The organism is Pseudonocardia lutea (genome assembly GCF_042658055.1).
Taxonomy (GTDB): Bacteria; Actinomycetota; Actinomycetes; order Mycobacteriales; family Pseudonocardiaceae; genus Pseudonocardia; species Pseudonocardia lutea.
Map to the genome: position 1 here is coordinate 1 of NZ_JBHSQK010000003.1, position 24,385 is coordinate 24,385.

The 24,385-nt window shown below is 71.5% G+C and carries 20 protein-coding genes and 1 pseudogene; 9 read left to right on the forward strand and 12 right to left on the reverse strand.

Annotated features, from left to right (window positions below; genetic code table 11):
* The 3 genes from ACFQH9_RS00950 to mobF form a co-directional block, all read left to right on the forward strand.
* On the forward strand, positions 1 to 1,176 hold a 1,176-nt coding region (locus tag ACFQH9_RS00950; protein ID WP_379563123.1), incomplete at its 5' end, for a type IV secretory system conjugative DNA transfer family protein.
* A complete protein-coding gene (locus ACFQH9_RS00955) occupies positions 1,166 to 1,825 on the forward strand; it encodes a hypothetical protein (RefSeq protein WP_379563125.1) in 660 nt (219 codons plus the stop codon). The genes ACFQH9_RS00950 and ACFQH9_RS00955, both read left to right, overlap by 11 nt.
* A gap of 157 nt (positions 1,826 to 1,982) precedes the next feature.
* A complete protein-coding gene (gene mobF, locus ACFQH9_RS00960) occupies positions 1,983 to 6,179 on the forward strand; it encodes a MobF family relaxase (protein ID WP_379563127.1) in 4,197 nt (1,398 codons plus the stop codon).
* On the opposite strand, the gene ACFQH9_RS00965 is transcribed toward mobF, so the two are convergent.
* Positions 6,176 to 6,568 (reverse strand): hypothetical protein, encoded by a 393-nt coding sequence (locus ACFQH9_RS00965; RefSeq protein ID WP_379563129.1) that lies wholly within the window; start codon positions 6,566 to 6,568, stop codon positions 6,176 to 6,178. The two genes, mobF and ACFQH9_RS00965, sit on opposite strands and share 4 nt — an antisense overlap.
* Positions 6,569 to 7,821: 1,253 nt before the next feature.
* On the opposite strand from ACFQH9_RS00965, the gene ACFQH9_RS00970 reads away from it, so the two are divergent.
* Positions 7,822 to 8,739, forward strand: coding sequence for a TerC/Alx family metal homeostasis membrane protein (locus ACFQH9_RS00970; protein WP_379563131.1), 918 nt, complete (start codon positions 7,822 to 7,824; stop codon positions 8,737 to 8,739).
* On the opposite strand, the pseudogene ACFQH9_RS00975 reads toward ACFQH9_RS00970, so the two are convergent.
* The 9 genes and pseudogenes from ACFQH9_RS00975 to ACFQH9_RS01015 all read right to left on the reverse strand — a co-directional run.
* Positions 8,670 to 8,822: pseudogene (locus tag ACFQH9_RS00975) on the reverse strand (LLM class flavin-dependent oxidoreductase); the annotation flags it as partial. The gene ACFQH9_RS00970 and the pseudogene ACFQH9_RS00975 sit on opposite strands and share 70 nt — an antisense overlap.
* A gap of 164 nt (positions 8,823 to 8,986) precedes the next feature.
* On the reverse strand, positions 8,987 to 9,298 hold the full coding sequence (locus ACFQH9_RS00980) for a Dabb family protein (protein ID WP_379563133.1): 312 nt from the start codon (positions 9,296 to 9,298) through the stop codon (positions 8,987 to 8,989).
* A gap of 15 nt (positions 9,299 to 9,313) precedes the next feature.
* Complete coding sequence (locus ACFQH9_RS00985; protein ID WP_379563135.1) at positions 9,314 to 9,508, reverse strand: hypothetical protein; 195 nt, start codon at positions 9,506 to 9,508, stop codon at positions 9,314 to 9,316.
* A complete protein-coding gene (locus ACFQH9_RS00990) occupies positions 9,505 to 10,578 on the reverse strand; it encodes a zinc-binding dehydrogenase (protein ID WP_379563137.1) in 1,074 nt (357 codons plus the stop codon). The genes ACFQH9_RS00985 and ACFQH9_RS00990 overlap by 4 nt, the downstream gene beginning before the upstream one ends.
* 11 nt (positions 10,579 to 10,589) lie before the next feature.
* Positions 10,590 to 12,536, reverse strand: coding sequence for a hydantoinase B/oxoprolinase family protein (locus ACFQH9_RS00995; protein ID WP_379563139.1), 1,947 nt, complete (start codon positions 12,534 to 12,536; stop codon positions 10,590 to 10,592).
* Positions 12,533 to 14,575, reverse strand: a complete 2,043-nt coding sequence (locus tag ACFQH9_RS01000; protein WP_379563141.1) for a hydantoinase/oxoprolinase family protein — start codon at positions 14,573 to 14,575, stop codon at positions 12,533 to 12,535. The genes ACFQH9_RS00995 and ACFQH9_RS01000 overlap by 4 nt, the downstream gene beginning before the upstream one ends.
* 265 nt (positions 14,576 to 14,840) lie before the next feature.
* On the reverse strand, positions 14,841 to 16,076 hold the full coding sequence (locus ACFQH9_RS01005) for an acyl-CoA dehydrogenase family protein (protein ID WP_379563143.1): 1,236 nt from the start codon (positions 16,074 to 16,076) through the stop codon (positions 14,841 to 14,843).
* A gap of 43 nt (positions 16,077 to 16,119) precedes the next feature.
* Positions 16,120 to 16,749, reverse strand: coding sequence for an alpha/beta hydrolase (locus tag ACFQH9_RS01010; protein ID WP_379563145.1), 630 nt, complete (start codon positions 16,747 to 16,749; stop codon positions 16,120 to 16,122).
* The gene (locus ACFQH9_RS01015; protein WP_379563147.1) at positions 16,746 to 17,579 is read right to left on the reverse strand and encodes an SDR family NAD(P)-dependent oxidoreductase; all 834 of its coding nucleotides are present in this window, start codon (positions 17,577 to 17,579) and stop codon (positions 16,746 to 16,748) included. The genes ACFQH9_RS01010 and ACFQH9_RS01015 overlap by 4 nt, the downstream gene beginning before the upstream one ends.
* Before the next feature lie 140 nt (positions 17,580 to 17,719).
* Here ACFQH9_RS01015 and ACFQH9_RS01020 point away from each other — a divergent pair, with 140 nt between their 5' ends.
* Entirely contained in the window at positions 17,720 to 18,202 is a 483-nt protein-coding gene (locus ACFQH9_RS01020) for a flavin reductase family protein (RefSeq protein ID WP_379563149.1), read from the forward strand.
* A gap of 78 nt (positions 18,203 to 18,280) precedes the next feature.
* Here ACFQH9_RS01020 and ACFQH9_RS01025 read toward each other — a convergent pair whose 3' ends face one another.
* Positions 18,281 to 19,639 carry an MFS transporter gene (locus tag ACFQH9_RS01025; protein ID WP_379563151.1) on the reverse strand — a complete coding sequence of 453 codons (1,359 nt, stop codon included), beginning with the start codon at positions 19,637 to 19,639 and terminating at the stop codon, positions 18,281 to 18,283.
* Between the two features lie 148 nt (positions 19,640 to 19,787).
* Between ACFQH9_RS01025 and ACFQH9_RS01030 the strand changes: the two genes are divergently transcribed.
* Complete coding sequence (locus ACFQH9_RS01030) at positions 19,788 to 20,690, forward strand: LysR family transcriptional regulator (protein WP_379563153.1); 903 nt, start codon at positions 19,788 to 19,790, stop codon at positions 20,688 to 20,690.
* A gap of 51 nt (positions 20,691 to 20,741) precedes the next feature.
* Positions 20,742 to 21,410, forward strand: coding sequence for a GntR family transcriptional regulator (locus tag ACFQH9_RS01035; protein ID WP_379563155.1), 669 nt, complete (start codon positions 20,742 to 20,744; stop codon positions 21,408 to 21,410).
* Here ACFQH9_RS01035 and ACFQH9_RS01040 read toward each other — a convergent pair.
* Positions 21,399 to 22,340 (reverse strand): helix-turn-helix domain-containing protein, encoded by a 942-nt coding sequence (locus tag ACFQH9_RS01040; protein WP_379563157.1) that lies wholly within the window; start codon positions 22,338 to 22,340, stop codon positions 21,399 to 21,401. The two genes, ACFQH9_RS01035 and ACFQH9_RS01040, sit on opposite strands and share 12 nt — an antisense overlap.
* 152 nt (positions 22,341 to 22,492) lie before the next feature.
* Here ACFQH9_RS01040 and ACFQH9_RS01045 point away from each other — a divergent pair, with 152 nt between their 5' ends.
* Positions 22,493 to 23,641: a zinc-binding dehydrogenase gene (locus tag ACFQH9_RS01045; protein ID WP_379563159.1), complete on the forward strand. Its 1,149-nt coding sequence runs from the start codon at positions 22,493 to 22,495 to the stop codon at positions 23,639 to 23,641.
* Positions 23,638 to 24,378, forward strand: a complete 741-nt coding sequence (locus tag ACFQH9_RS01050) for an SDR family NAD(P)-dependent oxidoreductase (RefSeq protein WP_379563161.1) — start codon at positions 23,638 to 23,640, stop codon at positions 24,376 to 24,378. Before ACFQH9_RS01045 ends, ACFQH9_RS01050 begins: the two co-directional genes overlap by 4 nt.
* The last annotated feature ends 7 nt before the right edge of the window (positions 24,379 to 24,385 follow it).

Sequence of the window (24,385 nt, forward strand, 5' to 3'; positions counted from 1 at the left end):
CCGCCGCGCTTTCTTAAACACGTCCTAGCGGCAGGCTCGGTCGCTCGTGGCGGCGACCGTGAGTACTGGGAGGCCCAGGCCCGACGGGTTCTGACTGCATTCCTGCACGCCGCAGCGCTCGGCGGACGCGAGATGCACACGGTGTTGGCGTGGGTGGCCGACCCGGACGAGCACAAGCACGAGGTCACCTCGCTGCTGCGGCTGTCACCGATCCGGGCCTACGTCGAGGACGCCAACCAGTTCCTGACCACGAACGACCGCACCCGGTCGTCGATCACGTCCACCGTCATGCCCGCACTGGGCTGGCTGAGCTCGCCCGCAGCCACGGCGGCTGCGTCTCACCGCGGAGGGCTCCCCGGCCTGGACGTCGAGGAGCTGCTGCGCTCGCAGGGCACGATCTACCTGCTCGGCGCCGACGAGAGCCAGGTGGCGCCGCTGGTCTGCGCCTTGACCGGCCACATCGCCCGCGAGGCTCGACGCCTGGCCGCGAGGAAGCCGTCTGGGCGGCTGGATCCGCCGTTGATGCTGGCCCTCGACGAGGCTGCGCTGATCTCGCCGGTTCCGCTCGAGTCGTGGACCGCGGACATGGGCGGTCGCGGGGTGGCGATCGTCGCTGCGTTCCAGTCCCGGGCCCAGCTCGTCGCTCGGTGGGGCGAGACCGGCGCGGCGATCATCCTGAACAACACCGCCTCGGTCATGGTCTTCGGCGGCACCCGCGACCGCGACGATCTGGGCTACTGGTCGGCGCTGGCCGGCGAGCGCGACGAGCCGGTCGCCACCACCGACGACAACGGTGTCGTGCTGTCCCGCACCGTGCGGCGGGTCCCGGTGATCGCGCCCGCACAGCTGGCGAACCTCCCGTTCGGGCGGGTGCTGCTCATCCGACGCGGGATGCCACCGGTCCTCGGCCGGGTGCGCATGGCGTGGAAGCGCCGCGACGTCCGCACCCACACGCGCACCCAAGCCCAAGAAGAGTGGGAGGGCTGGGAGGCCGAGCCAGCAAATTCTCCCGCCGGGCGGGAGGTCTCCCACTCGGATCTCCCGCCTCCCGCCAGCACTCCCGTAGCGCCTCCCGCGACATCCCACCTCGCCGTCGGCACCAGTGAGCTGCAGCCATCAGTGAGCGAGGGCCGGGAGCCGGCTCCGCGGGCGTGGGAGGTGCGTGGTGTCGGCTGATGCCGAGGCACGGGTGGTGGCACTCTCCCGGGACCTGGAGCGCACCACCCGCCGAGTGGGAGAACTCGACGCCCTCGTTCGCGAGCTGGCCGGCACTCTCGCCGAGCTCGCCGCCGCCCCCACCAGCGCCCAGCCGCCGGCGCCGGCGAGCCCGGTCCGGCCCTGGCTGGGCACCCCGGATGTCGACACAGCGGTGGCCGATCTAGAGGACCTCGCCGACTGGCTCGCCGCGGTGTACCTGCGCTACTCCGACGCCCTGCTGCCTTCCTGCTGGGCCTGGCACGCCGACATCGTCGAGGAGCTGCACTGGCTGCGCGGCGCCTACAACGACGCCTACGGCCTGGTCTTCATTACCGCCGGCACAGTCGGCCGCCCAGGCCCCTCGTGGCAGAAGGTCGGGGACTGGCACGACCGACTCCGTCCCGGCGTGGTGCGCCGGATCAAGACCGCCGCGGGCTCCTGCGAGCTGTCCCGCCACGCCCCCGGCCAGTACCTGCCGCAGCGCCAAGACACCGCCCCGCTGGCCTCTCAGCTGCGCATCATCGCCGCCTCCTGGGCCAGCACCGGCTCACCCCCGACCGTCACCGACGACCTCCTCGCCCAAGCCCGCCACGAACAACAACGCCACCTCCGGAGCCACCAGCCATGACCCTCCAGCCGCCTCGACAACCCTGCTTTCAATATCAACTACTCAAGATCACGAACCGACGCACACCTATGCATCACGATCACCAGGGGCGCCCCGCGGGCCGCCGGGCCCCGCTCCGCGTCGCCTCCACCGCGCCGCCTCGCAGGGTGGTGTGGTCGTGCTGAGCATCTCCACCGGGCATGACGTGGCGTATCTGACCGGGCCGGTCGCCAGCGGCCGGGAGGGCTACTACACCGGCGCGGTCGCCGCCGGTGAGCCGGCAGGGCTCTGGTACGGCGCGGGCGCGCAGCTGCTGGGCCTGCGCGGCGAGGTGGACGCGGATGTGATGGAGGCCGTCTACAGCCATCTTCTCGATCCCCGAGACCCCGCCACCGGATCCCGGGCGACATGGGGACAGGCCGAGACGTTCGCGCCGGCGCACCGCAAGTACCGCACCCCCGAGGACTTGCTCGCCGACCTGCTCGCCACTCGCCCTGACGCGGGGCCGGAGGAGCGGGCGCAATTGCGTCGCCAAGCCGAGCGCTCCGCCCGGCAGGCGGTGAGCTTCATCGACGTCACCTTCTCAGCCCCGAAGTCGGTCACCGTGTTGGGGGTGGCGTTCGAGCGCGCCGAGAACGACGCCCGCGCCGCCGGCGACCGCGAGGCCGCCGCAGCCTGGGGGCAGCACCGCCGCGCGGTGGAGGACGCCGTGCTGGCCGGCGCCCGCGCCTCAATCGATTACCTCGCCGACGTGGCCGGTTACGCCCGCGTCGGGCACCACGGCGGGGGCGCCGGGAGATGGACCGACGCCCATGAGTGGGTGGTCGCCCAGTTCCTGCAGCACGACTCCCGCGACCGCGACCCGCAGCTGCACGTCCACCAAGCCATCCTCAACCGCGTGCCGTGTGCGGACGGGAGCTGGCGGGCGCTGGACGGGCGAGCGATTCACGACCATCGCGGCGCGGCGGGAGCCGTGGGAGAACGGGTGATGGAATCCCATCTCACGCGGGCGCTCGGGGTGCGGTTCGCCGCCCGCCCGGACGGCCACGGCCGGGAGATCACCGGGATCCGCCGGGAGGTGCTGGACCTGTTCTCCTCCCGCCGCCGCGCGATCACCGCCAAGACCCAGACCTACGTCGACGCCTTCACCGAGCGGTTCGGCCGCGAACCCTCGCCCCTGGAACGCACCCGGCTGTCCCAGCAGGCCACCCTGGCCACCCGGGCCGCGAAAGCCCACAACACCGAAACCCTCGAGCAGCGGTTGGACCGGTGGGAGGCCGAGACCCGCACCGCCGTTACCGGCGGGCTCGCCGAGGTCGCCCACACGGTCCTGGCCCTGGCGCAGCGGCAGCCGGACGCGGAGCGCTGGTCTCCGGAGGATGCCATCGAACGCGCGCTCACCACCGCCGCCGAGCGTCGCCAGTCCTGGACCCGCTCGGATCTGACCCGCGCGATCTCCGACGCGCTGCCCGCCGGGCTCGCCCTCGACCCCGCCGACATCCGCACGCTGCTCGACCAGCTCACCGACCACGCCCTCGACCGCGCCGTGCGACTCTCCGCTCCCGACGAGGACACCGCGGCGATGCCCGCAGAGCTGACCCTCGCCGACGGCCGCTCGGTCTACCAGCGCCCGGGCGGGGCCAAGTACACGACCGTCGGGCAGATGGCCGCCGAACGACACCTGCGCCTCGCCGCCGTCGAACGCGGCGCCCCCGCGCTCACCGCCGAACAAGCCCAGGCCGTGGTGTCGCGGTTCGCCGAGTCCGGCCACGAGCTCGGCGCCGACCAGGCGGCCGCGGTCATCGGGATCCTGTCCTCGAGCGCTCGGGTCGAAATCCTGTCCGCGGCCGCGGGAACGGGAAAGTCGTTCACCGTCGGCGCGATCGCCGAAGCCTGGACCGCGTCCGGCCGCGAGATCATCGGGCTCGCCCCGTCCCAGGTAGCCGCCAACGTGCTCACCGACGAAGGGCTGCCCTCGGTCAACACCGCCCGCTGGCTGGCCAGCGACACCCAGTTGAGCAGCGACAGCCTGGTCGTGGTCGACGAAGCCGGGATGGCCGCCACCACCGATCTCACCGCCATCCACGACAGGGTCACCCAGGCCGGGGCGAAGCTCCTGCTCGTCGGCGACCCCCGTCAGCTCGCCGCCGTCGGGCCCGGCGGCGCGCTCGCCGATCTCGCCGAACACGGCCTGCGCTACCACCTCGCCGAGGTCCGCCGCTTCACCCAACCCTGGGAACGCGACGCTTCCCTCCGCCTACGCGCCGGGGACCAGACCGCCATCGCCGACTACGACCGCCACGGCCGCATCATCGACGCCGGCCCCCGCGAACAGGCCGAGGCCAAGGCCGCCCGCGCCTGGCTCGCCGACACCCTCGCCGGCAAGGACTCCATCCTGCTCGTCGGCTCCAACGAAGCCGCCGCACGCCTGTCCACCCAGCTCCGCACCCAGCTCGTCGCGCTCGGCCACGTCCACGAGACCGGTGTCGAGCTCACCGCGCAGGGCACCACCGCCGGGGTCGGGGATCTGGTCCAGGCCCGCCGCAACGGCTGGGAGCTCCTCGGCCAGCACGGCAACACCCGCGCCCCGATCAACCGCGAGACCTACCGCGTCACCGACGTCCTCGACAACGGATCGCTGCGCGTCGCCCACCCCACCGGTGCGTCCCTGACGCTGCCGCCCGCCTACGTCCAGAACGATCTCGCGCTCGGCTACGCCTCCACCGTGCACGCCGCCCAAGGTTGCACCGTCGACACCGCGCACGCCGTCATCGGCCCCGGCAGCGACCTGCCCGCCACCTACGTTGGGCTCACCCGCGGCCGGGAGCGCAACACCGCCTACGCGGTCACCACCCACCGACGCGAGGACTCACCCATCGGGGAAGTGACCACCGTCGAGGCCCGCGCCGGCCGCGCCGTGCTCGCCGACATCCTGGATCAAGACCTGCGCCTCTCCGCGCTCGCCGAACACGAGGACTCCCTCGACCAGGCCGCCTCCATGCAGCGCCACCTCGACCGGCTCGCCGACGGCGTCAACCGTGTCCTCGCCGGCCGCACCGCCACCCACCTCGACCAGCTCACCCACACCGGCGCCCTGACCGCCGACCAGCGACTCGCGCTGGCCGCCGACCCCGCCATGGACGCCCTCGACCAGCTCCTCGGCCGGGTCGAGCTGGCCGGACACGACCCCGCCGACTCCCTGGAGAAGGCCGTCCGGGTGCAGACCCTCGGCACCGCCCGCTCCCCCGCCCAGGTCCTGCACCACCGCATCCGCACCAGCCTCGACGGCCAACTCACCCCCGCCATCGACTCCGCCGCCGACCTCGTCCCCGACGGCCTGCCCGACCAATGGCACCAGCTCCTTCACCGCCACGCTCACGCCGCCGACGAACGCCGCCACACCCTCGGCCGCACGACCGCCGACGAGCGACCTGCCTGGGCCATCGACGCCCTCGGCCCCGTCCCCGACGACGAACACGCCCGCACGGCATGGATCGAGAAGGCCGGCTGGGCCGCGGCCTACCGCGAACTCGCCGATCACGACCAGCCCGCCGACCCCCTCGGCGCCGCCCCACCCGCCGGGCTGGCCGAGAAGGCAGCACTCTGGCGCACCGCCCACCAAGCGCTCGACCTGCCCGACCACGGCGCCGACGAAGCCGAAGCCACCGACGGGCAACTCCGCGTCCGCGTCGCCGCCTACACGCGCGAACTCGACTGGGCACCCGACTACGTCGCCGACGAACTCGCCGACACCCACCGCCGCATCCACGCCCACCACACCGACGCCGAAATCTGGACCGCCCACGCCGCCGCCCTCACCGACCCCACCGAAGCCGAGCGCCTCCGCGACGCCGCACACCGCGCCCGCGAGCAGGCCGCCGCGCTCAGCGCGCACGCCACCGAGCTGGAGGCGATCGACGACGCCCGCGCCGCCTGGTACCTGCACACCATCGGCACCCGAGACCGAGCCGAACGAGCCCGCGCCGAACTCTCCGCCCGCGGCGTCAGACTCGACACCGAACCCGCCGTCACCGCCGACGAATGGCTACAAGCCCACCTGCACGAACAGGCACACGAGGACCAGCATCGGCCCATCACCGAACTCGACCTCGCCGACAACGTCGACACAACCCGCGGCGCCGACCCGGCACCTCGCCGCCGCGAACCGACAAGCTTGGAGACAACCTTCGAGAGCACCACGGACGCCATCCGACGGGCACAGCTGGCCCTCGCGGAGATCCACGCCAGGGACGCCTTCGACGCCGATCACGAGGCGGAGGAACAGGCCGAACGCGCCGCCCAGCTCACGCTCTGGTCACAACGCGACCACGAGGCAGAGCAGACCCACGACACCGACCTGGCCTTCGACCGCTAGGAGGCCGCCCGCCGACGAGTCTCCTCGATCAGACCTGCAAGCTCCCGCGACCGCTGCGCCTTCACCTCGGCACGGCGGCGCAGGGCCGCACGATCCTCCGGCTCCCACGCCTTGTGCGGGGCAGTGCTGATCGCCCACTCCACCAACTCGTCCACCGACAGCACTCGCCCGTCCCTGCCACGCACCGGCAACTCGAGCGGACACGGCTCCCCGCCGGTGCGAGTCAGCCACCGCAGCGCCCGGTACACACCCTCAGCCCAACGCGCCCCGACGGCCTGCGCCTCGACATACGGCACCTCAAGCTGCTGACACACCGACCGCAGGACCGCCGTCGGCTCCCCCACCGTGCTCGCCGCCCACATCTCCGCCTCGGCGAGCGCCTTCGTCACCGGCTGCTCCAACCGCCCCGTCACAGGGCCAGCCCGACGCCCGAGGACCCACGCACCTGTTGCCGCCAGACCGCCGTGCCTGCGCGACCCGGCCGAGGCACTCCGATAGGCCAACCACAGCAGATCCTCCAGCTGCACCGGCGTCGCCACACACCAAGCAGGGCGAGAAACGCGGGTCATCCGTCGACCACCTGCTTCCTCGGCCAGCTATGGCCCACGCCCCAGCGAAAGTACTGTCTCACAGTGTCACAGTTCGGGCGCCCCAAGCGGACACACCGACAACTCCGAAGAGCAGATGTGGCATCGGCGAACGACGGCGGCGACGTGCATGCCGACTCCGGCCGGCGCGGCAGCCGACTTGATGCGCGCCAATCGACCACTCCTCATGAAATGACCGCCGTTCGCCTGATGAAGAAATGGGTTGAATCCTAGGTAAATCAGGCCGACCACAGCGCGGCCCACGGAGTAGATCCGGCGCTTTTCGGTCAGACGGGGCCGCCACCTCGACTTGTCCGTCGTCGTTCCCGGGGGACGAATAGGTAACGCGGACGATGCAGGCTGTTCCACCGTTCTGTTGGCAGATACGTTGCGCCTGCCGCTTGGCGACGTCCTCGCTGGGGCCCCAGCCGGTGCCCCAAGGGCCGGACGGGCTTCCGGGGGTATACGGGTTGTCCGCCGCTGGGCTCACCGACCCGTTGTGGACCCAGATGGGGCACCGCAGTCGCTGGCGTTATGCGCCTGACAGGCGGCTCTCGCCCCGACTACTGCGTCCTGCTGGGTGGTCGCGGCGACGGCCTCAACGGCCGACATCGATTCGGCGTAGCCCAGCGCGACGTACGAGTTGACCCGTGCTGAAGCCGCCGGCGCGGCGTTGGCCACCCCGACTGCCCCGAACGAGACCAGCGCGGCGATGCTGGCGGTCACGATGGCTCAGTAGGTTCCCATTTCGCCACCTCCCTGCGCCGACGGAGTGGCCGGTTCACCGTCTTCCCGCGCGAGGAAGGCGACTAGAGCCTTCGGTCACTATCCGCCCGATGCCCGTCGTTCTGGTCGTGGGGCCGCTCTGCGTCTTGTGCGCCCGGGTTGCCGCCGCGCACCTCGACTCGACAGAACGCATCGGACGCTACGTCCGCCGACCTCGCCTCCTGACCACCGTGCCGCCGGGTTAGCCGTCGATCCGGCGAGCACCCCCACCTGCGGGCACGCCGGCACTGGCGTGAGGCTACCCACCGACCGACAGGACGGAGACCGGCGTGCTCGACATCAGCGGGCGGACCTGGGCGCTCACCATCGCCTTCGTGCTGGCCCTGCTCGCCGTGGACCTCGTGCTGGCCGCGGTCCGGCCGCACCGCGTCGGCTTCCGCGAGGCCACCGCGTGGTCGGTGTTCTACATCGCGGTGGCCGTCGTGTTCGGCGTGTGGTTCACCCTCGCCTACGGCAGCGGCCCCGGCACCGAGTACTTCGCCGGCTACGTGGTGGAGAAGAGCCTGTCGGTCGACAACCTCTTCGTCTTCGTCATCATCATGACGACGTTCGCGGTGCCCGAGGAGCACCAGCACAAGGTGCTCACCTTCGGGATCGTCCTCGCCCTGATCATGCGGGCGATCTTCATCGCGGTGGGCGCGACGCTGCTGTCGCTGTTCTCCTTCATGTTCCTGCTCTTCGGCCTGCTGCTGATCTACACGGCCGTGCAGTTGTTCCGGCACCGCGACGAGGATCCCGACATCGAGGGCAACGCGATGGTCAAGGCCGCCCGCCGCCTCCTGCCGGTCACTCCCGACTACGTCGGTGGTCGGCTCACCACCCGCCTCGAGGGCAGGCGGATGGTCACCCCGCTCTTCATCGTGCTCATCGCGATCGGCAGCGTCGACCTGCTGTTCGCCCTGGACTCCATCCCCGCTGTCTTCGGGGTGACCGAGGAGCCCTACATCGTCTTCACGGCCAACGCCTTCGCGCTGCTGGGCCTGCGGGCGCTGTTCTTCCTCGTCAAGGGCCTGCTCGACCGGCTCGATCGTCGCGGCCGCCTCTGCTCGGCGAGCGGCGGGAACGGCAGCCCCAGCCCGGCGGCCTCCTCCGCGTTCCAGCCCGCTCCCAGGCCGAGCCAGGCCCGGCCGCCGGAGAGCACGTCCAGCGTGCTGGCCAGCTTCGCCAGCAGCCCAGGCTCCCGGTAGGTCACCGCGGTCACCCACGGCACCAGCTCGACCCGCGCGGTGCGGGCGGCGAGGTACCCGAGCAGCGTGTAGGCCTCGAGCATGTCGTGCTCCGGAGGACCGTGGGCGGCGAGTCTGCCACACGTGGTCCATCACGCTGATCCGGTCGAACCCCGCGGCCTCGGCCTCCGTAGCGACCCGAGTCAGGTCGTCCGCGAACGTGGCCGGCCCGCCCCCCAAGTGAGGTCGGCCAGGTGCAGACCGATTTTCACGCCGTCTCGTTCTGGACCGACAGCCAGCTCTCGCACAGGGGCTCGAGCAGGTCCGCGACCATGGCCCGGTGCAGCGGGTGGTCGAGGTACGCGGCGAAGTCCTCGGTGGTGCCGAAGGTCGTCACCAAGGCGACGTCTGCGACACGCGGGTTGGCGGCGTCCCGAAGCTGCAGATCGGTCTCGACCGAGACGGGGCCGGCGGCGAACGGTGCCTCGGTCCCGAAGGCGTGCAGCCCTGCGATCAGCTTCTGCCGCGCGGCCGGGTCGACCGGTCGACGGAGACGGAACAGCACGGTGTGGGTGAGCACGTAGTCCTCCTTAAGTCAGGCGGCGAAGCCGTCATTGACGCTGAACACCCGGCCGATGACGAAGCAGCTCACGTCGTCCGCGCGCAGACGGCGGCGGACCACCCGCGGCCTCTCAGCGACGAAGCGCTGCGCCGTGACCGGCCCGCTTCTCAAGCCGGTGCCGGTCGCCAGAGCGACCTCGTCTCGCAGTTGAGCGGTTCCCGCGGTCACGGAATCAGCACGGTGGTCACGCCGCGCAAGTCCCGAGAATCCGCGAGCGAGTCGTTGATCTGCTCCAATTTGTACGTGCGGGTGAGAATGGGGGTCGGGTCGATCCGGCCCTCCTCCAGCAGCCGGACGTACCGCGGGATGTCGTGATGCATGCGAACGTTCCCGTTCTGGCTGCTCAGCACAGCGCGGCCTTGGATGGCCAGCGGCACCTGAGGGAACACAACCTGGGAGCCGGTGGGCGCACAGCCCGTCAGCACCACGGTTCCGGCCCGGTGGGTCATCAGCAACGCGTCCCGCTGAGCGTCGGTCGGGCCCGCCGTCTCGATCGCGTACGACACGCCGTATCCGCCGGTGAGTGCGCGGACTTGCTCTACCGGGTCCGCCTCCGCCGGGTCCACCACGTCGGTGGCGCCGCACCTCACGGCGAGCTCTCGCCGCGTCACGTCCGGATCGACCGCGACGACCCGCGAGGCGCCGGCCAGCACTGCGGCCTGGATCGTCCAAAGGCCCAGCTGCCCGCACCCGACGACGGCGACGTCGCTGCCGGGGACGACCCGGGCGACGTTGAACACCGATCCCAGGCCTGTGGTGACCCCGCAACCAAGCATGCCAAGCACCGCGTCGGGCAGCGAGGTGGTGACGGGGACGACCTGTCGGGCGTCCGCGGACATCATCGCGGCGTACCCGCCGACGTTGCCCGCCGCGGTGACCGAGCGACCGTCGGGCAGGGTGCCGACGACGGGCGGGCCCGCGGGCCGGTCGAAGATGACCGAGCACTGGTCGGGGCGGCCTCGGACGCAGTAGAAGCAGCGGCCGCACTCAGCGGTGCCGTGCACCACGACCCGGTCCCCGACGGCTACACCGCTCACCTCGGGGCCGACCTCCTCGACCACCCCGGTGGACGCGTGCCCGAGGATAGTGGGCGGGACCTTGCCGAACAGCCCCTGCGCGTTGAGCACGTCGGTCGCGCAGAAGGGTGTCGCGCCGGTACGCACCAGGATTCGGCCGGGGGCGGGCGGTGCCAGGGCCACGTCGATGACCTCGAGTGGCTTGCCCAGCTCGACCAGCACAGCGGCCTTCGTCATCTCGTCCTCGTTCCGTTGCGGAGTGCGGTGGTGGCGGCCTCGTCGATCTCCAAGCCCTCGGGGTCGTGTTCGGGATTGCCGAGCACGACGACGCCGTAGTCGCGCTGAGCGCCTTTCACGGTGACGTACCCGTCCCGGACGTCGACGAGGACCGCCTGCGGGTTCCGGGCAAGTGGGTCGCCCCAGCCGCCACCACCGTTGGTGCGGTAGCGGAGCACAGCCAGCGGGGCGGTCGGGTGGGCCGTGGTGCGGAAGGGGTACAGGTACTCGCCGTCACGGCTGGGCAGGTGGGAGTTCGCGTCGATGACCCCGGCCAACGGGACGGCGTCCCGGTATGCCTCGCCGCCGACACCGGGATCGGGAAGCACACCGGAGCCGTCCGGGGGAAAGTGCCAGATCCCGCCGGTGGCGCCCGTCCCGCCTCCGCACACCCCGAACCCGGGGGCGCGCTTGTACCGCAGCTCATTCAGCGTGTGCGAGGCTTCCGTCAGCCAGGCCGAGTCACGTAGCATCGCGGCCCCGCCGCGATGTGTTCCTGCGCCGCCGGTGTCCGGCACCGGCTCGTGTCGCAGGACCACGACGGGGCTCTCCGACTCGATGGCCTCGATCTCCGGCGCGACACCGTTCGCCTGGTAGGTCATCGCTTGGCTTTCGCCGTCGCCGAAACGGTTCGCACCGAGCGGGCCGATCTCCCCGCCGCATTGCATGGCGGAGACCCACGGCCTCCCGGCCTCGTCCACCCCGAAGGCGGTGTGCAGGTCCGGGCAGCCGCGGTCCCCCGCCACAGCGGCCTCGCCGACGGCGCCTGCCAGTGCTCGCAGCAGCGCGCCGATGACAGCCTGGTTCTGCTCGAAGTACATGAACACCGCCCCGTCCGGCGGTAGGGCGCTGACGATCGTCCCTTCGGGGATGATGACGTCGACGTTGCGGTACAGCCCGGACGAGAACCGGCCGGTGGGGTCGAAGAAGTACTTGAGCGCGACGCCGACCGTCGTCTTCACGTCCAGCGCGGTTGCGTTGATCGACGTTCGGGCCTGCCGGGAGGTCCCGGAGAGGTCGACCTCGACGCGCTCGCCGCGCTTTCGCACAGCGACGTGGATCTCGTACTCCTCGGAGTCGTCCACGCCGTCACAGTCGACGAGTTCCATCCCGGTCCAGTCGCCGTCCGGCAAGCTGCGCAGCCCGTCCGCCATTCGTTCGGCGGCCTCGTCGCAGGCGTGGCGCATCGCCCCGTGGACGGAGCGAACGCCGTAGCGGTCCACCGACTCGAGCAGCAGGCGTTCGCCGAGCTCCAGCGAGGACAGCAGGGTGCGCAGGTCGGGGTGGATCACCTCGGCCATCCGGACGTTGTCGAACAGCAGATGCCAGGCCGACTCCACGGGCTCGCCAGCGTGTACGAACAGCTGGGGGGCGATGACCAGCCCGTTCTCGTAGACGCTGCGCTTGGTGCAGCTGAACCCGCCGGGTACCACCCCGCCCATGTCCAGCTGGTGGGCGTTGATCGTCAGGAAGGCGGCGATGCGCCCGTCAACGAAGACCGGCCGGGTGAACAGCAGGTCGTTGTTGTGGTTTCCGGTCCGGTACGGGTCGTTGGCGACCAGGACGTCGCCCGGTACCAGGCGCTCCGCCCCGAACTCCTCGACGACGTTGCGCACGGCGTCGATGGTGGTACCCGCCATGAGCACGATTCCGTTGCTGGCCGCTGGGACCGGGTAGCCGAGTTCGGGCGGGCCGCTGATCGTGGCGGCGAGGTCGTAGAAGTCACGCAGCACGGGTGAGAAGGCGCCGTTGAGCAGCCGGACGCTCATGTGCTCGACGAGGTAGCCGAAGCGGTTGCCGAGCACCGAGGCGGTGAAACGGTCGCACCCGTAGCGCTCCCGGAAGGCCGCCTCGTCCAGTGCACGCAGGCCGGTCTGGTCCAGATCCGGTCGGGTGAGGGTCATGGCCGCTCTGTCCTCTCGATGACGATCTCGCCAAGGTCGCCGACTGTGGCGCGCTGGCCCGGCAGGACGACGGTGGTGGACAGCTCCTCGCGGATCACCGCGGGTCCGATGATCCGCGACCCCGGGGCGAGTGTGGTCCGGTCGAACTCCCCCGCCGTGACGGGCTCGGGGGTCAGGTGGTGCAGCGTCTGCACCGAGTCGGGGATCGTCTCCCCACCGTCCGCGTCGGCCCGCGCCAGTACCGGGAACTCGACCTTCTGTGCGGGCACGGTGAGCTGGACCCGGTAGGTGACGCCCTCAACCGGGATAGCGTCGAACCGGTTGCCGTTACGCGCCTGGTAAGCCTGGTGGAAGCGCTCCACAAGGGCGTGCACCGTCTCGGCGGTGATGGGGCCGTCCGGGACCTCGACGAACGGGGTTTCCCAGGACTGCCCGACGAGCCGGGCGTCGAGCGTGCGTCGGATTGGCAGCTCATCTGCGGCGTCGCCAACCCGGGCGCGCAGGGTGCTCTCCATCTCGGTGAACACGAACTCGACGCGGTCGGCGGTGTCCGGGCCGAGCACGACGTAGGCGCTGCGGCTGTCGTAGTGGACCTGGTCGGCGGAGAGCAGCCCCAGCGCGGAGAAAAGCCCCGGGTAGGGCGGGATGATCGCCTCACGCAGGGGCACGAGGTCGAGCACCGCGGGCAGAAGCATCGGACCGGCCGCCCCATAGGAGACGAGGCTGAAGTCGCGGGGGTCGACGCCGTGTCGCACGGCAACGTTGGTGATCTCCTCCGCCATGTGTGCGACCGCGAGCTGGTAGGCGCTGCGCACCCGCTCTTCGAACGGCACCGGGGTGTCCAGCGCCTCGAACGCCGCCCGGGCGGCGTCGACGTCGAGCGCGAACTCGCCGCCGGCGAAGCCCGCCGGGCGCAGGATGCCCATGAGCAGGCAGGCGTCGGTGACCGCGGGGACCGTGCCGCCGCGGCCGTAACAGGCCGGTCCGGGTTCGGCGCCCGCGCTGCCCGGGCCGACCTGAATGGCGCCGGAGGGCGACACGGTCACCAGGCTGCCGCCGCCAGCGCCCACGCTGGTGACCTCGGTGGACAATGCATTGATCACCAGGTCGTGCTCGAGCTCGAAGGTGTTCTGCACGAACGGTGCGCCGTCGATGACGAGGGATACGTCGGTGGAGGTGCCTCCGACGTCCGCGCAGATCAGGTGGGTCCGCCCGATCGCCGCGCCGAGCCGGACGCTGGAGACGGTGCCCGCCGCCGGGCCGGCGAACACGATGCGGTAGGGCACCTCCATGGCGGCGTCCCACGGCAGGAGCGTGGCGGCGCAGTCGGCGTAGTTCAGCGCGCCGGCGAATCCGAGCTCACCCAATCCCTCGTGCAGCTGGGTCGAGTACTCGCCGAACAGCAGCTTCATGATCACGTCGATCACCGTCGTCGACGCGCGGGCGTACTCCTTGGCCAGCGGCGAGGTCTCCGACGAGATCGAGATCGCGACGTCCGCTCCAAGGACCTCTCGGGCCAGCTCGCGCAGCCGCACCTCGTGCCGGGGGTCGACGTAGGCGTTGAGCAGACAGATCGCCACCCCGGCGACGTCGCAGCGGGCCAACAGCTCCAACTGGGCGCGGGCGTGGTCCTCGTCGAGCGGGCGGAAAATCTGCCCGGCTGCGCCCATCCGCTCGCGGACCCCGCGACGCAGGTACCGCGGCACCAGCGGCTTCGCGGCGTCCCCGAAGGGCCGCCGCCAGGCGGGATCGGTCTGCCCGTCGAGCGGGCGGTGCACTGTCCCTCGGTCCAGGATGTCCCGAAACCCCTCCGTGGTCAGGAACCCGATCTTGGGCAGCCGCCGTTCGAGGACGGCGTTGAGTCCCATCGTGCTCGCGTGGTTGAACACGGCGCTGTCGGCGACGCCGAGGCGACGGGCTCCCTCCACCACCGATCCGGCCGGGTCGGACCGGCTGCTGGGCACCTTCGTGACCTGGATGCGTCCGTTCCGCACGGCCACCACGTCGGTGAACGTGCCTCCGACGTCGACTCCGAACATCGTGTCTCCTGTACTTCGTTGGACAGTCGGGCGCTCAGGCGCTGCCGAGTGGAGTGAACGACCCGAGCTGCGGCGCGGGATCCCGCCGGACCGATGCCAGGCAGGTCTGGCACTTGACGACCGACCACCAGCCGCCTTCGCCGAGGACGGGGTAGCCGGCCAGGTCGGCGGCGCCGCACTCGGGGCATGTGCCCTCGAGCGGTGTCCGAACCACGTGTAGGTGGCTGCGCTGCGGCCGGGGAAAGCTGTGCATGTCGACTCCCGGTCAGAAGGTGAGCGGCGCGCCGAAGTGGAAGCGGCCGTAGGCGGCGGACACGACGTCGTACTGCGCGGCGATGTGGGTGCGGAACATCGCTGCGTCGCGGAAGTACTTCTGCATCCGCGATCCGCGCTTGGCCGCGGACGAGCCCGCCGTGGAGAAGGCGATGTCGACCGCCTGGGTCGCCTGCTTGGCCGCCTGCAGGATGACACCGCGAATCCGGGCATCCTCCTCCACCGTGAACACCTCGCCGGTGCGCTCCCAGCGGCGACCGAGCTCCGCGTAGCGGCGGGCGGCGCCGAGCAGACCGATCTCCGAGGCGTCTGCCAACGCGGTGATCTCGCCGAACCACTGCTGGTACTCCGGGGTCTCGACCCGCGGCCGCCGCGGCGGGAAGCTGGCCGCCTTGGACATCAGCTCCTCGTACTCGTCGAGCGCCGCGAACGCGTTGCCGACCTGGGTGGCCACCAACTCGCCGTTGAAGAAGGTCAGCGTCCGGCCGAGATAGAGCGGGTTGCGGTGCAGCCGGTAGCCCGGGGTGCCCTCTGCGCCGGGGTCCCGGTCGCGGAAGTCGTAGGGCACCGCATGGTGCGCGGGAACGAACACGTCCTCGACGGTGATGGTGTTCGAGCTGGTCCCCTGCATACCCAGGGTGGCCCCGCCGCCCCAGTCGTCGAGGATGGTGAAGCCGGAACGCGGGACCACGACCATGTGCTGCGCGGGCGGCCCGTCTGCGCCGGGCACCATCGCGACGACCATGGCATGGGTCGCGTATCGCGAGCCCGAACAGTAGTCCCACCGTCCAGTCACGCGATAGCCGCCGTCGACCGGGACGGCCTTACCGGTCGGGGGCGTGCGCGACGGCGCGACGAACGCGGTACCGCCTCCCAGCAGCTCCTCCTGCGCCTGCTCGCCGAAGTAGGACGCCAGATGGAACGCGTGCCCGGCGGACAGGCACAGCGCCCACCCGACTGCCGGGTCGCCACGAGAGATCTCGATGACGACCCGGAAGAACGTCTCCAGGTCGTGCTCGAGTCCGCCGTAACGACGCGGGTGCAGGATGTGGAAGAAGCCGGCGGCGAGGAATTCCTCGTGCAGCTCGGCCGGGTAGGCCCCCTCCTCCTCGGCGGCGGCCTGACCCGCGCGGAGCCGGTCACGGAATGCGACGGCGCGTTTCAGGAGCTCGTCCGGCGACGGCGTCGTCGCGGGCTGCCCGGCGGGGGCGATCAGGATGTCGGTCATGGTGGTCCTCTCGGGGCGCCTTGCGGACGCCGAGGGTCGGGTGTCAGAGCCGGTCGGCGAGCAGCGCGCGGACGGCCCCGACTGTTGCGTCGTTGACCTGGTGGACGGGGTCGTCGTCGACCCGTAGATCGACGTGGGCGCCGGCGCCGGCGAGCACCTCGGCGGTCTCCTGCACCCGCTTTAGCGGCACCCAGGAGTCCACAGAGCTGGTAGCGAGCAGCACCGGCACACCGGCCAGCCCGCCCGCGACCTCCGGACGGAAGCCCGGGGGGCCGATGTAGCCACCGGTCAGCAGGGCCGCGGCCGCGAACCGGCGCGGGGTCCGGACGAGCACGTCGGCCAGCAGGCAGGCGCCCTGCGAGAAGCCGAGCAGCACGACCCGGTCCGAGGGGAAGCCACAGGTCGCGAGCTCAGCCAGCGCGTCCTCGACGGTTGCCAGGGCCGCCGTGAGGTCCGGCTCGTTCTCGGCCCGAGGATCGGTGAAGCGCTTGGGGTACCAGGTGCGCCCGGAGGCCGCCGGAGCCAGCCAGGTGATTGGCGACGCGGCGTCGGCGTAGCCCGCCCGCTCCGCCACGTCCCGCATGGTCTCCGGGTCCTGGTCGCGACCGTGGACCGCGACGACGGCCAGCCTGCCGCGGCCGACCGGAGCTCCCCACCACGACGTGTCCCTCACTGGAAAGCCGTTCGCGCGTCGAGCTCGCTGGTGTCCCAGGCGCCGGCGCCACCGGAGGGCCGCACGGTGTTGACCGCCGAGGCGCCACCATCGACCGACACGGTTTCACCCGTCATGTAGGTGGAGTCCGGACCGAGTAGGAACGCCACGACCCCAGCGATCTCCTCCGGCGTGCCCGCGCGGCGCAGCGGCGTGGTCGCGGCGCGACGCGCCATGTCCCCGCCGCTACCGGGACCCGACGCGCCACCAAACAGGGGGGTCGGAACGATCCCGGGCGCGACGGCGTTGACCCGGATGCCTAGGGGCCCGCCGTACACGGCTGCGTTCCGCACCAGGCCGATCACGCCGTGCTTGGACGCGTGATAGGCGAATAGGTCCGAGCTGCCGCGCAGGCTCGCGATAGACGCGGTGACGGCGATCGCGCCTCCGGCCCCCTGGGTCCGGTAGCGGCGGAACGCCTCGCGCAGCCCGAGGAACACCCCGCGCACGTTCACCCCCATGACCCGGTCGAAGTCCTCGACCTCCACGTCGACCAGCGCCGCCGTGGTGCCGGGGATGCCGGCATTGAGATGGTGGAGATCGACGCGGCCGAACCGTTTCACCGCGGCCTGCATGTAGGCCTGCACGTCGGCCTCGTTCGACACATCTGCGGCGACGGCGAGCGCGGGCCCGGCGAGATCCTTGGCGACCGCTTCCGCGGCAGCCCCGTCCAGGTCGACGACCACGACCGAGGCGCCGTCCCGGCTCAATCGGGCGGCCGACGCCGCCCCCAGCCCTCCGGCCGCACCGGTGACGACGGCGACGGCTCCTTCGAGCGGGCGCTGAGTCATGTGAGCTCCTCCCTGAGTCGCCCAGATTGTATGACGGTATTGCGGTCTGCGCAAAGACCGCGCACGCTGGCGGTCTCAGCGCTGACCGAAAGGGGAGTCCCGTGACCCTCGAACCGTCCGTCCAGATCGCACCGCCCGGGGTGCTCGACCGCCGGACGTTCCGTGACGTCGTAGGGCGGTTCGCCTCCGGTGTCACCGTGATCACCACCGCCCACGAGGGCGTGCTCCACGGCGGCACCGCGAGCGCGTTCACCTCGCTCTCCGACGATCCGCCGTCGGTTGTGGTGTGCCTCAACCGGACGTCGAACACTTGTGCAGCCATTCGCCAGGCCCGCCGGTTCGCCGTCAACATCCTCACTGAGCAACAGGCCGCGCTCGCTGCCCGATTCGCCGGTAAGGGCGAGGACAAGTTCCGGGGAATCGGCACCCTCGAGGAGGGCGGGATCCCACTGCTCGCCGACGCACACGCCCATCTGGTCTGCGAGGTGGAGCAGGACATCGAGTCCGGCACGCACGTGGTGCTCATCGCGCGGGTGACGGCGGCCCGAATCGGCGACGGCCTGCCGCTGGCCTACTACCGCGGCGGCTTCGGTCGGTTCCACCCACGCCCTCCCGCCGCTTGAGGCAAACACGGAACGGGGCCCGGAGCGAGACGATGTCGCGCTCCGGGCCCCTCCTCGTCTGGTCGGGCGGTGCCGATGTTAGGCGGGTTCAGATGTCAGCGGCCCCGGTGCCTCCGCGTCCGGTGCGTGCTCGGCGTCCGCCGCCGCCACGATCCGCTTGGCCCGGCGAACCAGGAAGACCAGCGAGACTGCGGAGATCAGCATCAGCAGCGCCACGAACGCGGCGGGCGCCATCGCGGTACCGGTGACTTGCAGCAGCACCGTGCAGATCAGCGGCGCGAAGCCGGACCCGAACACGTTGGACAGTTGGAAACCCAGGGACATGCCGGAGTAGCGGACCCGGGTGTCGAAGGCCTCCACGAACGTCGCCCACAGCGCGCCGTAGGCGGTGGAGTAGATCCCTGCGCCGATCAGGACGTAGGCGGTGACCATGACGGCGAAGTTGCCGCTCTGCACCGCGGCGAACATCCCGAACGCGCCGATCCCAGCGAGCACTGCTCCGCCAGCCGTGAGCGCGCCGCGCCCGAACCGGTCCGACAGCGCGCCGCCCAACGGGATGGTGACCAGTTGGACAGCGGTGCAGATCAGAACCGCGCTGAGGATGCTCGATCGGCTCACGCCCGCGTGCGTGGTCGCGAAGCTCACCATGTAGGTGAAGAGCACCGCGCTGTACGCGCCGAATCCGAGGAAACCGCCCGTCACCAGCAGGATTTCCCGCCAGTGCCTGCGAAACGCCTCCGCGATCGGCAGCTTGGCCACCCCTCGGGTGGCCTTGACCTTCGCGAACTGCGGGGTCTCGGGGATCCGCTGGCGAATCACAACACCGATGATCACCAGAAGAATGCTGGCCAGGAACGGGATCCGCCATCCCCAGGAGAACAAGGCCTCCTCCGGCAGCGCGGCGATCGGCAGGAACGCGACGTTGCCCAGTAGCACCCCGGCCGCCGGCCCGACCTGTGGAAGGCTGGTGAAGAACCCGCGCTTGCCGGGCGGGGCGTACTCGTAAGCCATGAGCAGGGCACCGCCGGTCTCCCCGCCGAACGCGAAGCCCTGCACCAGGCGGAGGAACACCAGCAGCAGCGGGGCGAGCACCCCGACCGAGGCGTACGTGGGGAGCAGCCCGATGCAGAAGCTCGCCACGCCCATGAGGACCAGCGTGAGCGTGAGCATGGCCTTGCGGCCGATGCGGTCGCCGTAGTGGCCGAAGACGATCCCACCGATCGGCCGGGCGAGGAAGCCGATCGCGAACGTGGCGAACGAGGCCAGCACGCCTGCGAACGTGCTCCCGCTCGGGAAGAACAGCTTCGGCAGCACGAGGGCCGCTGCCGTCCCGTAGATGAAGAAGTCGAAGTACTCGACGGTGGTGCCGACGAAGCTCGCGGTGGCGACCGTTCGTGGTGACGGCGCGGCCGACGTGCCGGGGGCAGGGGCGTTCATGTGTCTCCTCGTCGAGGCGTGGAACCCAGTTCGCGCCGCGCTAGCCGGCAGCGATTGTATGACGATAGGCCCGTACTAACACTTGCGGTAGTCCGAGAACCTCGGCTGTTTCAAGGAAGAGGCCGTAGTTCTTCAGTAAGATCAGGGTGTGCACCCGCGGTTCACCCTCCGCCAGCTGGCGTACTTCGTAGCGGTCGCCGAGACGGGCTCGATCAGCGCCGCGGCGGTCAACCAGCACGTCTCCGAGTCCGCGATCAGCACCGCGCTCACCGAGCTCGAACGAGCACTCGGGAGCCAGCTGTGCGTTCGGCGACGGGCGCGCGGGGTCGAGCTCACCGCCAGCGGCCGCCACCTCGTCGGGCGGGCCGCGGACCTGCTACGGGACGCGGCCGCGCTGTCGTCATTAGCCGAGGACCCGGTGTCGGGTACGGTGTCGTTGGGCTGTACGTCCGGTCTGGCTCCGCTGCTGCTTCCTCCGATCGTCGACGCCTGCGCCACCGAATTGTCGTCGGTGCGCCTCGATTTGGACCTGCGCGACACCCAGGCCCTGCTCGCCGAGCTGGACTCCGGCGCCGTCGACCTCGCCGTGGTGTCCAACCTCCAGTTGCTCGCCGACGTGTCCACCCACGTGCTGCTTCCCACCCCGCTGCACGTCGTGCTGCACGCCGACCACCGACTGGCCGACGCGCCGGAGGTGGACCTGCGTGAGCTCGCCACCGAGCCGTTCATCCTGTTGGAGACCTCACCCGGCGCCCACCACGCCCTCGAGACCTTCGCCCGGGCCGGGGTCACCCCGGACATCCGCTACCGCACCACGTCCTTCGAGCTGGTCCGGTCGTTGGTCGGTCGGGGTCTCGGATACAGCCTGCAGGTCCTGCGCCCGCACGGGGACCTCACTTACGAGGGGCTGCCGCTGGCGCCGCGGCCGGTCGCGCTGCCCTCCGCGGGCGAGGCCGTCGTGCTCGCCTGGACTCCCCGGCGCAGGCTCTCTCCTGCGGCCAGAGCGGTGGCCGACCTCGCCGTCCGCGAGTGGCGGCAACGGGCCGACTGACCACGTCGGACTCGTTGTCACCCGCCGGCCGAACCCCGTACCGTCTGCCTCGTGCACCACGAAGGCGCTCGGGCGTCGCGGCCCGAACACGGTGAGCTACGGGACCGCATCTGCGTCTGGATCCTCGCGGGCGAGGTCGTCGTCGACGGCGAGCTGAGTCTTACCGAGATCGCCACCCGATCCGGGGCCCCGAACGACGAGATCCGACTGGCCCTGGACCAGCTGACTGACGAGGGTGTCGTGGAGCTGACCGCGGACTTCGCTGCCCGGGTGCGGGTCCCCACCCGGGACGCGCTCGCCGAGGTCGACGCGGTGCGCCGCGAGCTGGAAGCGCTCGCGGTCCGGCGCTTCCTCGAGCACGCCTCGGCCGAGCAGCGCGCGGCGCTGGAGGACGCCGCCCGAGCCTTCCGTGAGCTGGCCGTCGACGGCGCGGGGCCCGCGTGCCTGTTGCGCGCCCGTGACCGCTTCTACCACGCGCTGCTGCGCGGGGCGGGCGGAACGAACACCATCGCCCTGCTCGCCGACCTCCGGGTCGACATCGCACTGGTGATCCGGGCGGGGCTGCTCGAGCACGAGCGCGCCCTCGCGATGGCGGGCGAGCTGGAGACCGTCGCCGCGGCCGTCTCACGGGGTGACCTCGCGGCCGCCGTGGCCGCCGTCGAGGAGCACGTCACGCGCAGCAGCGAGGCGGCCGCGCGGGCGATCGGCCTACCCGCCTGAGTCAGCCGCTCGGCCGACATCGCGACGGTCGCGGCGGTAGGCCGCTGGCGTCGTCCCGGTACTCGCCGCGAACGTCCGGGTGAACCGGGCAGGGCTCGCGAAGCCCCACCGCACACCGACCGCGGCCACCGGGAGGTCGTCGAACGCGGGATCCGTGAGGTCCCGGCACGCGCCCTCGATCCGCCGGGAACGGATCCGCCCCGCCGGGGTCTCCCCCACCTCGCGGAAGAGGTCGTGGACGTGGCGCACCGACACGAAGTGCGCTGCCGCGAGCCGCGCCACGTCAAGGCCGGGATCACCCGCGTGCCGGTCGATGTGCCACAGCATCCGGTCCAACAGGTCCCGTCTCGGATCAACGGGCCCGCCGGTGCGCAGGTCCGCCTCGGTCTGCAGCACGGCAGCAAGCATGTCCCCAACCGAACGCAGTGCCCGCAGCGCCTGCGCGGCCGGTACGCGGGGCAGCACGCCCGGGAGCGCGCGCAACAGCGGAACCAGAGCCGGGACCAGGCCGCGGTCCGCCGGGATCCGAACGCCCTCGGCCGCGAGCACCCGCCTGCGTGGCACCCCGAGGGCGGCCTCCGGCACGATCAGGCACAGGCTCCGGTGGCCCGTCCGACCGATCACCTCCGCACGTCTGCTGCTGTGGTAGACGCCCAACTCACCGGGCCGCAGGTCGATGTGGCGGTCGTCCGTGGCGAGCGACATCGTCCCCGCGAGCTGCAGGGACAGCATGTACCGGGACGCGGGGTCGGCCTCCTCGTCCGGATCCCGCCGCGAAATGTGCGCGTCGGCGTGGATCTCGGCAAGCCGGCAGCCGTCCACGTCAACCTGTAGGACACTGCCCTCGACGGCGCCCCGCCCGACCGGCCGGTACGTCGCTTCCCGCACCCAGTCGCGCATACGAAACCGGGCGCTGTGGGCAACGACCATGGCCCCTCCTCGGGCTGCCGGACGGATGGGCCCCGACGGTCGTGCAGGAAACGTCCCTCGGTGTGCGCATCACGACAACGAAGCTTTCGTCTGACGATCCTACCGTCTGGTGCAGCAACGCCCAACACGTTCGACCTCGACGAGGAGGGACCGTGTCCGATCGCCCCACGGCGACCCCCGCGATGATCGCGGCGGGATCCGGCGGCATCGCGCAGACCACCCTGCTGCTGCGCGAGCCCGGGCCCGGCGAGCTGACGGTACGGCTCGACGCCGCCGCGCTCTGCACCACCGACCTGTTCAGCACCGACGGCCTCGGCCTCACCCCACGCCCCTTTGTCCCCGGACACGCCGCCACCGGCGTGGTCGAAGAGGTCGGGCTCGGTACCGGCCTCCGGCCCGGCACGCGGGTCGTCGTGGTCGGCTCCGCCCAGTGCGGCCGATGCCGGGCCTGCCTGCGGGGCAGCCCCGGGGCCTGCGACGACATCTGGGACGGAATGGGGCGCGCGGTGGGTACGCTCGCCGACGATCCCACCGTTACCGTGCACGCCGACGGTGGCGTCGGGACCTGGGCACAGACCATGCTCTACCGGGAGAGCAACGTCGTCGCGATCAAGAGCGACGCACCCCCCTCGCACCTGGCGATGCTCGGCTGCGGGATCACCTCCGGCCTCGGGGCCGTCCTCGAGGTGGGTCGCGTCCGCGCCGGGGACACCGTCGCCGTGCTCGGCTGCGGCCACCTGGGCCTCTGGATGATCGCCGGGGCGGTGCTGGCCGGAGCCGAGCGGATCATCGCGGTCGAACCGCGGGCCGAGCGGCGGACCGTCGCAGCCGAACTCGGGGCCACCGACGTCGTCGACCGCATCGAGGACGTCGTGGCCCGGATCCTGGACCTGACCGGCGGTCGAGGGGTCGACGTGGCGCTCGAGGCCGTAGGCAGCACGGCCGCGATGGAGCAGGCCTTCGCCGTCACCCGGCGCGGCGGCACCGTCGTCCCCACCGGGATGGTGCCGCCGGACGAGCCGGTACGACTGCCGGGGCTGGAGTTCGCCATCGGCTCGCGGCGGATCGCGAGCTCACAGACCGGCGGCGGGGACATCCACCGCACCGTCCCGCATTACGCCGCCCTGCTCGACAAGGGCGTCCTGCGTCCCGAGCTGTTCGTCACCTCGGTACGCCCCCTGGCCGAGGTCGAGGCGGGCCTCGCGGGCGTACGCGACCGCACCGGGATCACCTCCGTGATCACCATGGCCGAGCACGCCACCCCGATCCACGCCCGCCCGACAGAGGAGGTCGCCCCATGAGTCCCCGGTTCGCAGGCGAGGTCGCACTGGTGACCGGGGCAGCGAGCGGCATCGGCCGTGCCACTGCCGAGCGGCTCGCCGCCGAAGGCGCCACGGTCGTGCTCGCGGACCTGGACTCCGCGGTCCTCGACGATGCCGTCGACGAGGTCGTCGCGAAGGGCGGCACGGCTCACGGCCTGCGGCTCGACGTCACCGTCGAGCAGGAGTGGGCGGACGCCGTCGGGTGGATCGCCGCCCAGCTCGATCGGCTGGACATTCTGGTGAACAACGCTGGCGTCGGCGACCTGCGGACGATCGAGGACACCACCCTGGAGGGCTACGTCGCCGTCACGAACGTGCTGCAGACCGGCGTGTTCCTCGGCATGAAGGCCGCAGGTCCGCTGCTCAAGGCCGCCCGCGGTGCGGTGGTCAACGTCAGCTCGATGTTCGGCCTCGTCGGTGGCGCCGGCCTCTCCCCCGCGTACCACGGCGCCAAGGGCGCCGTCCGGACCATGACCAAGGGCGTGGCCGTGAACTGGGGGCCCGACGGGGTCCGGGTCAACTCGGTGCATCCCGGGTTCATCGCCACCCCGATGCTGGAGGGCGCCGACAAGGCAGCGCTCGGCGCGGGCCTGCCACTGCGCCGGGTCGGCTCCGCCGAGGAGGTGGCGGCTGCCATTGCCTTCCTGGCCAGCTCCGAGGCTGCCTACATCACCGGCGTCGAGTTGAGCGTCGACGGCGGCTACGTCGCCCAGTAGCCGTCCC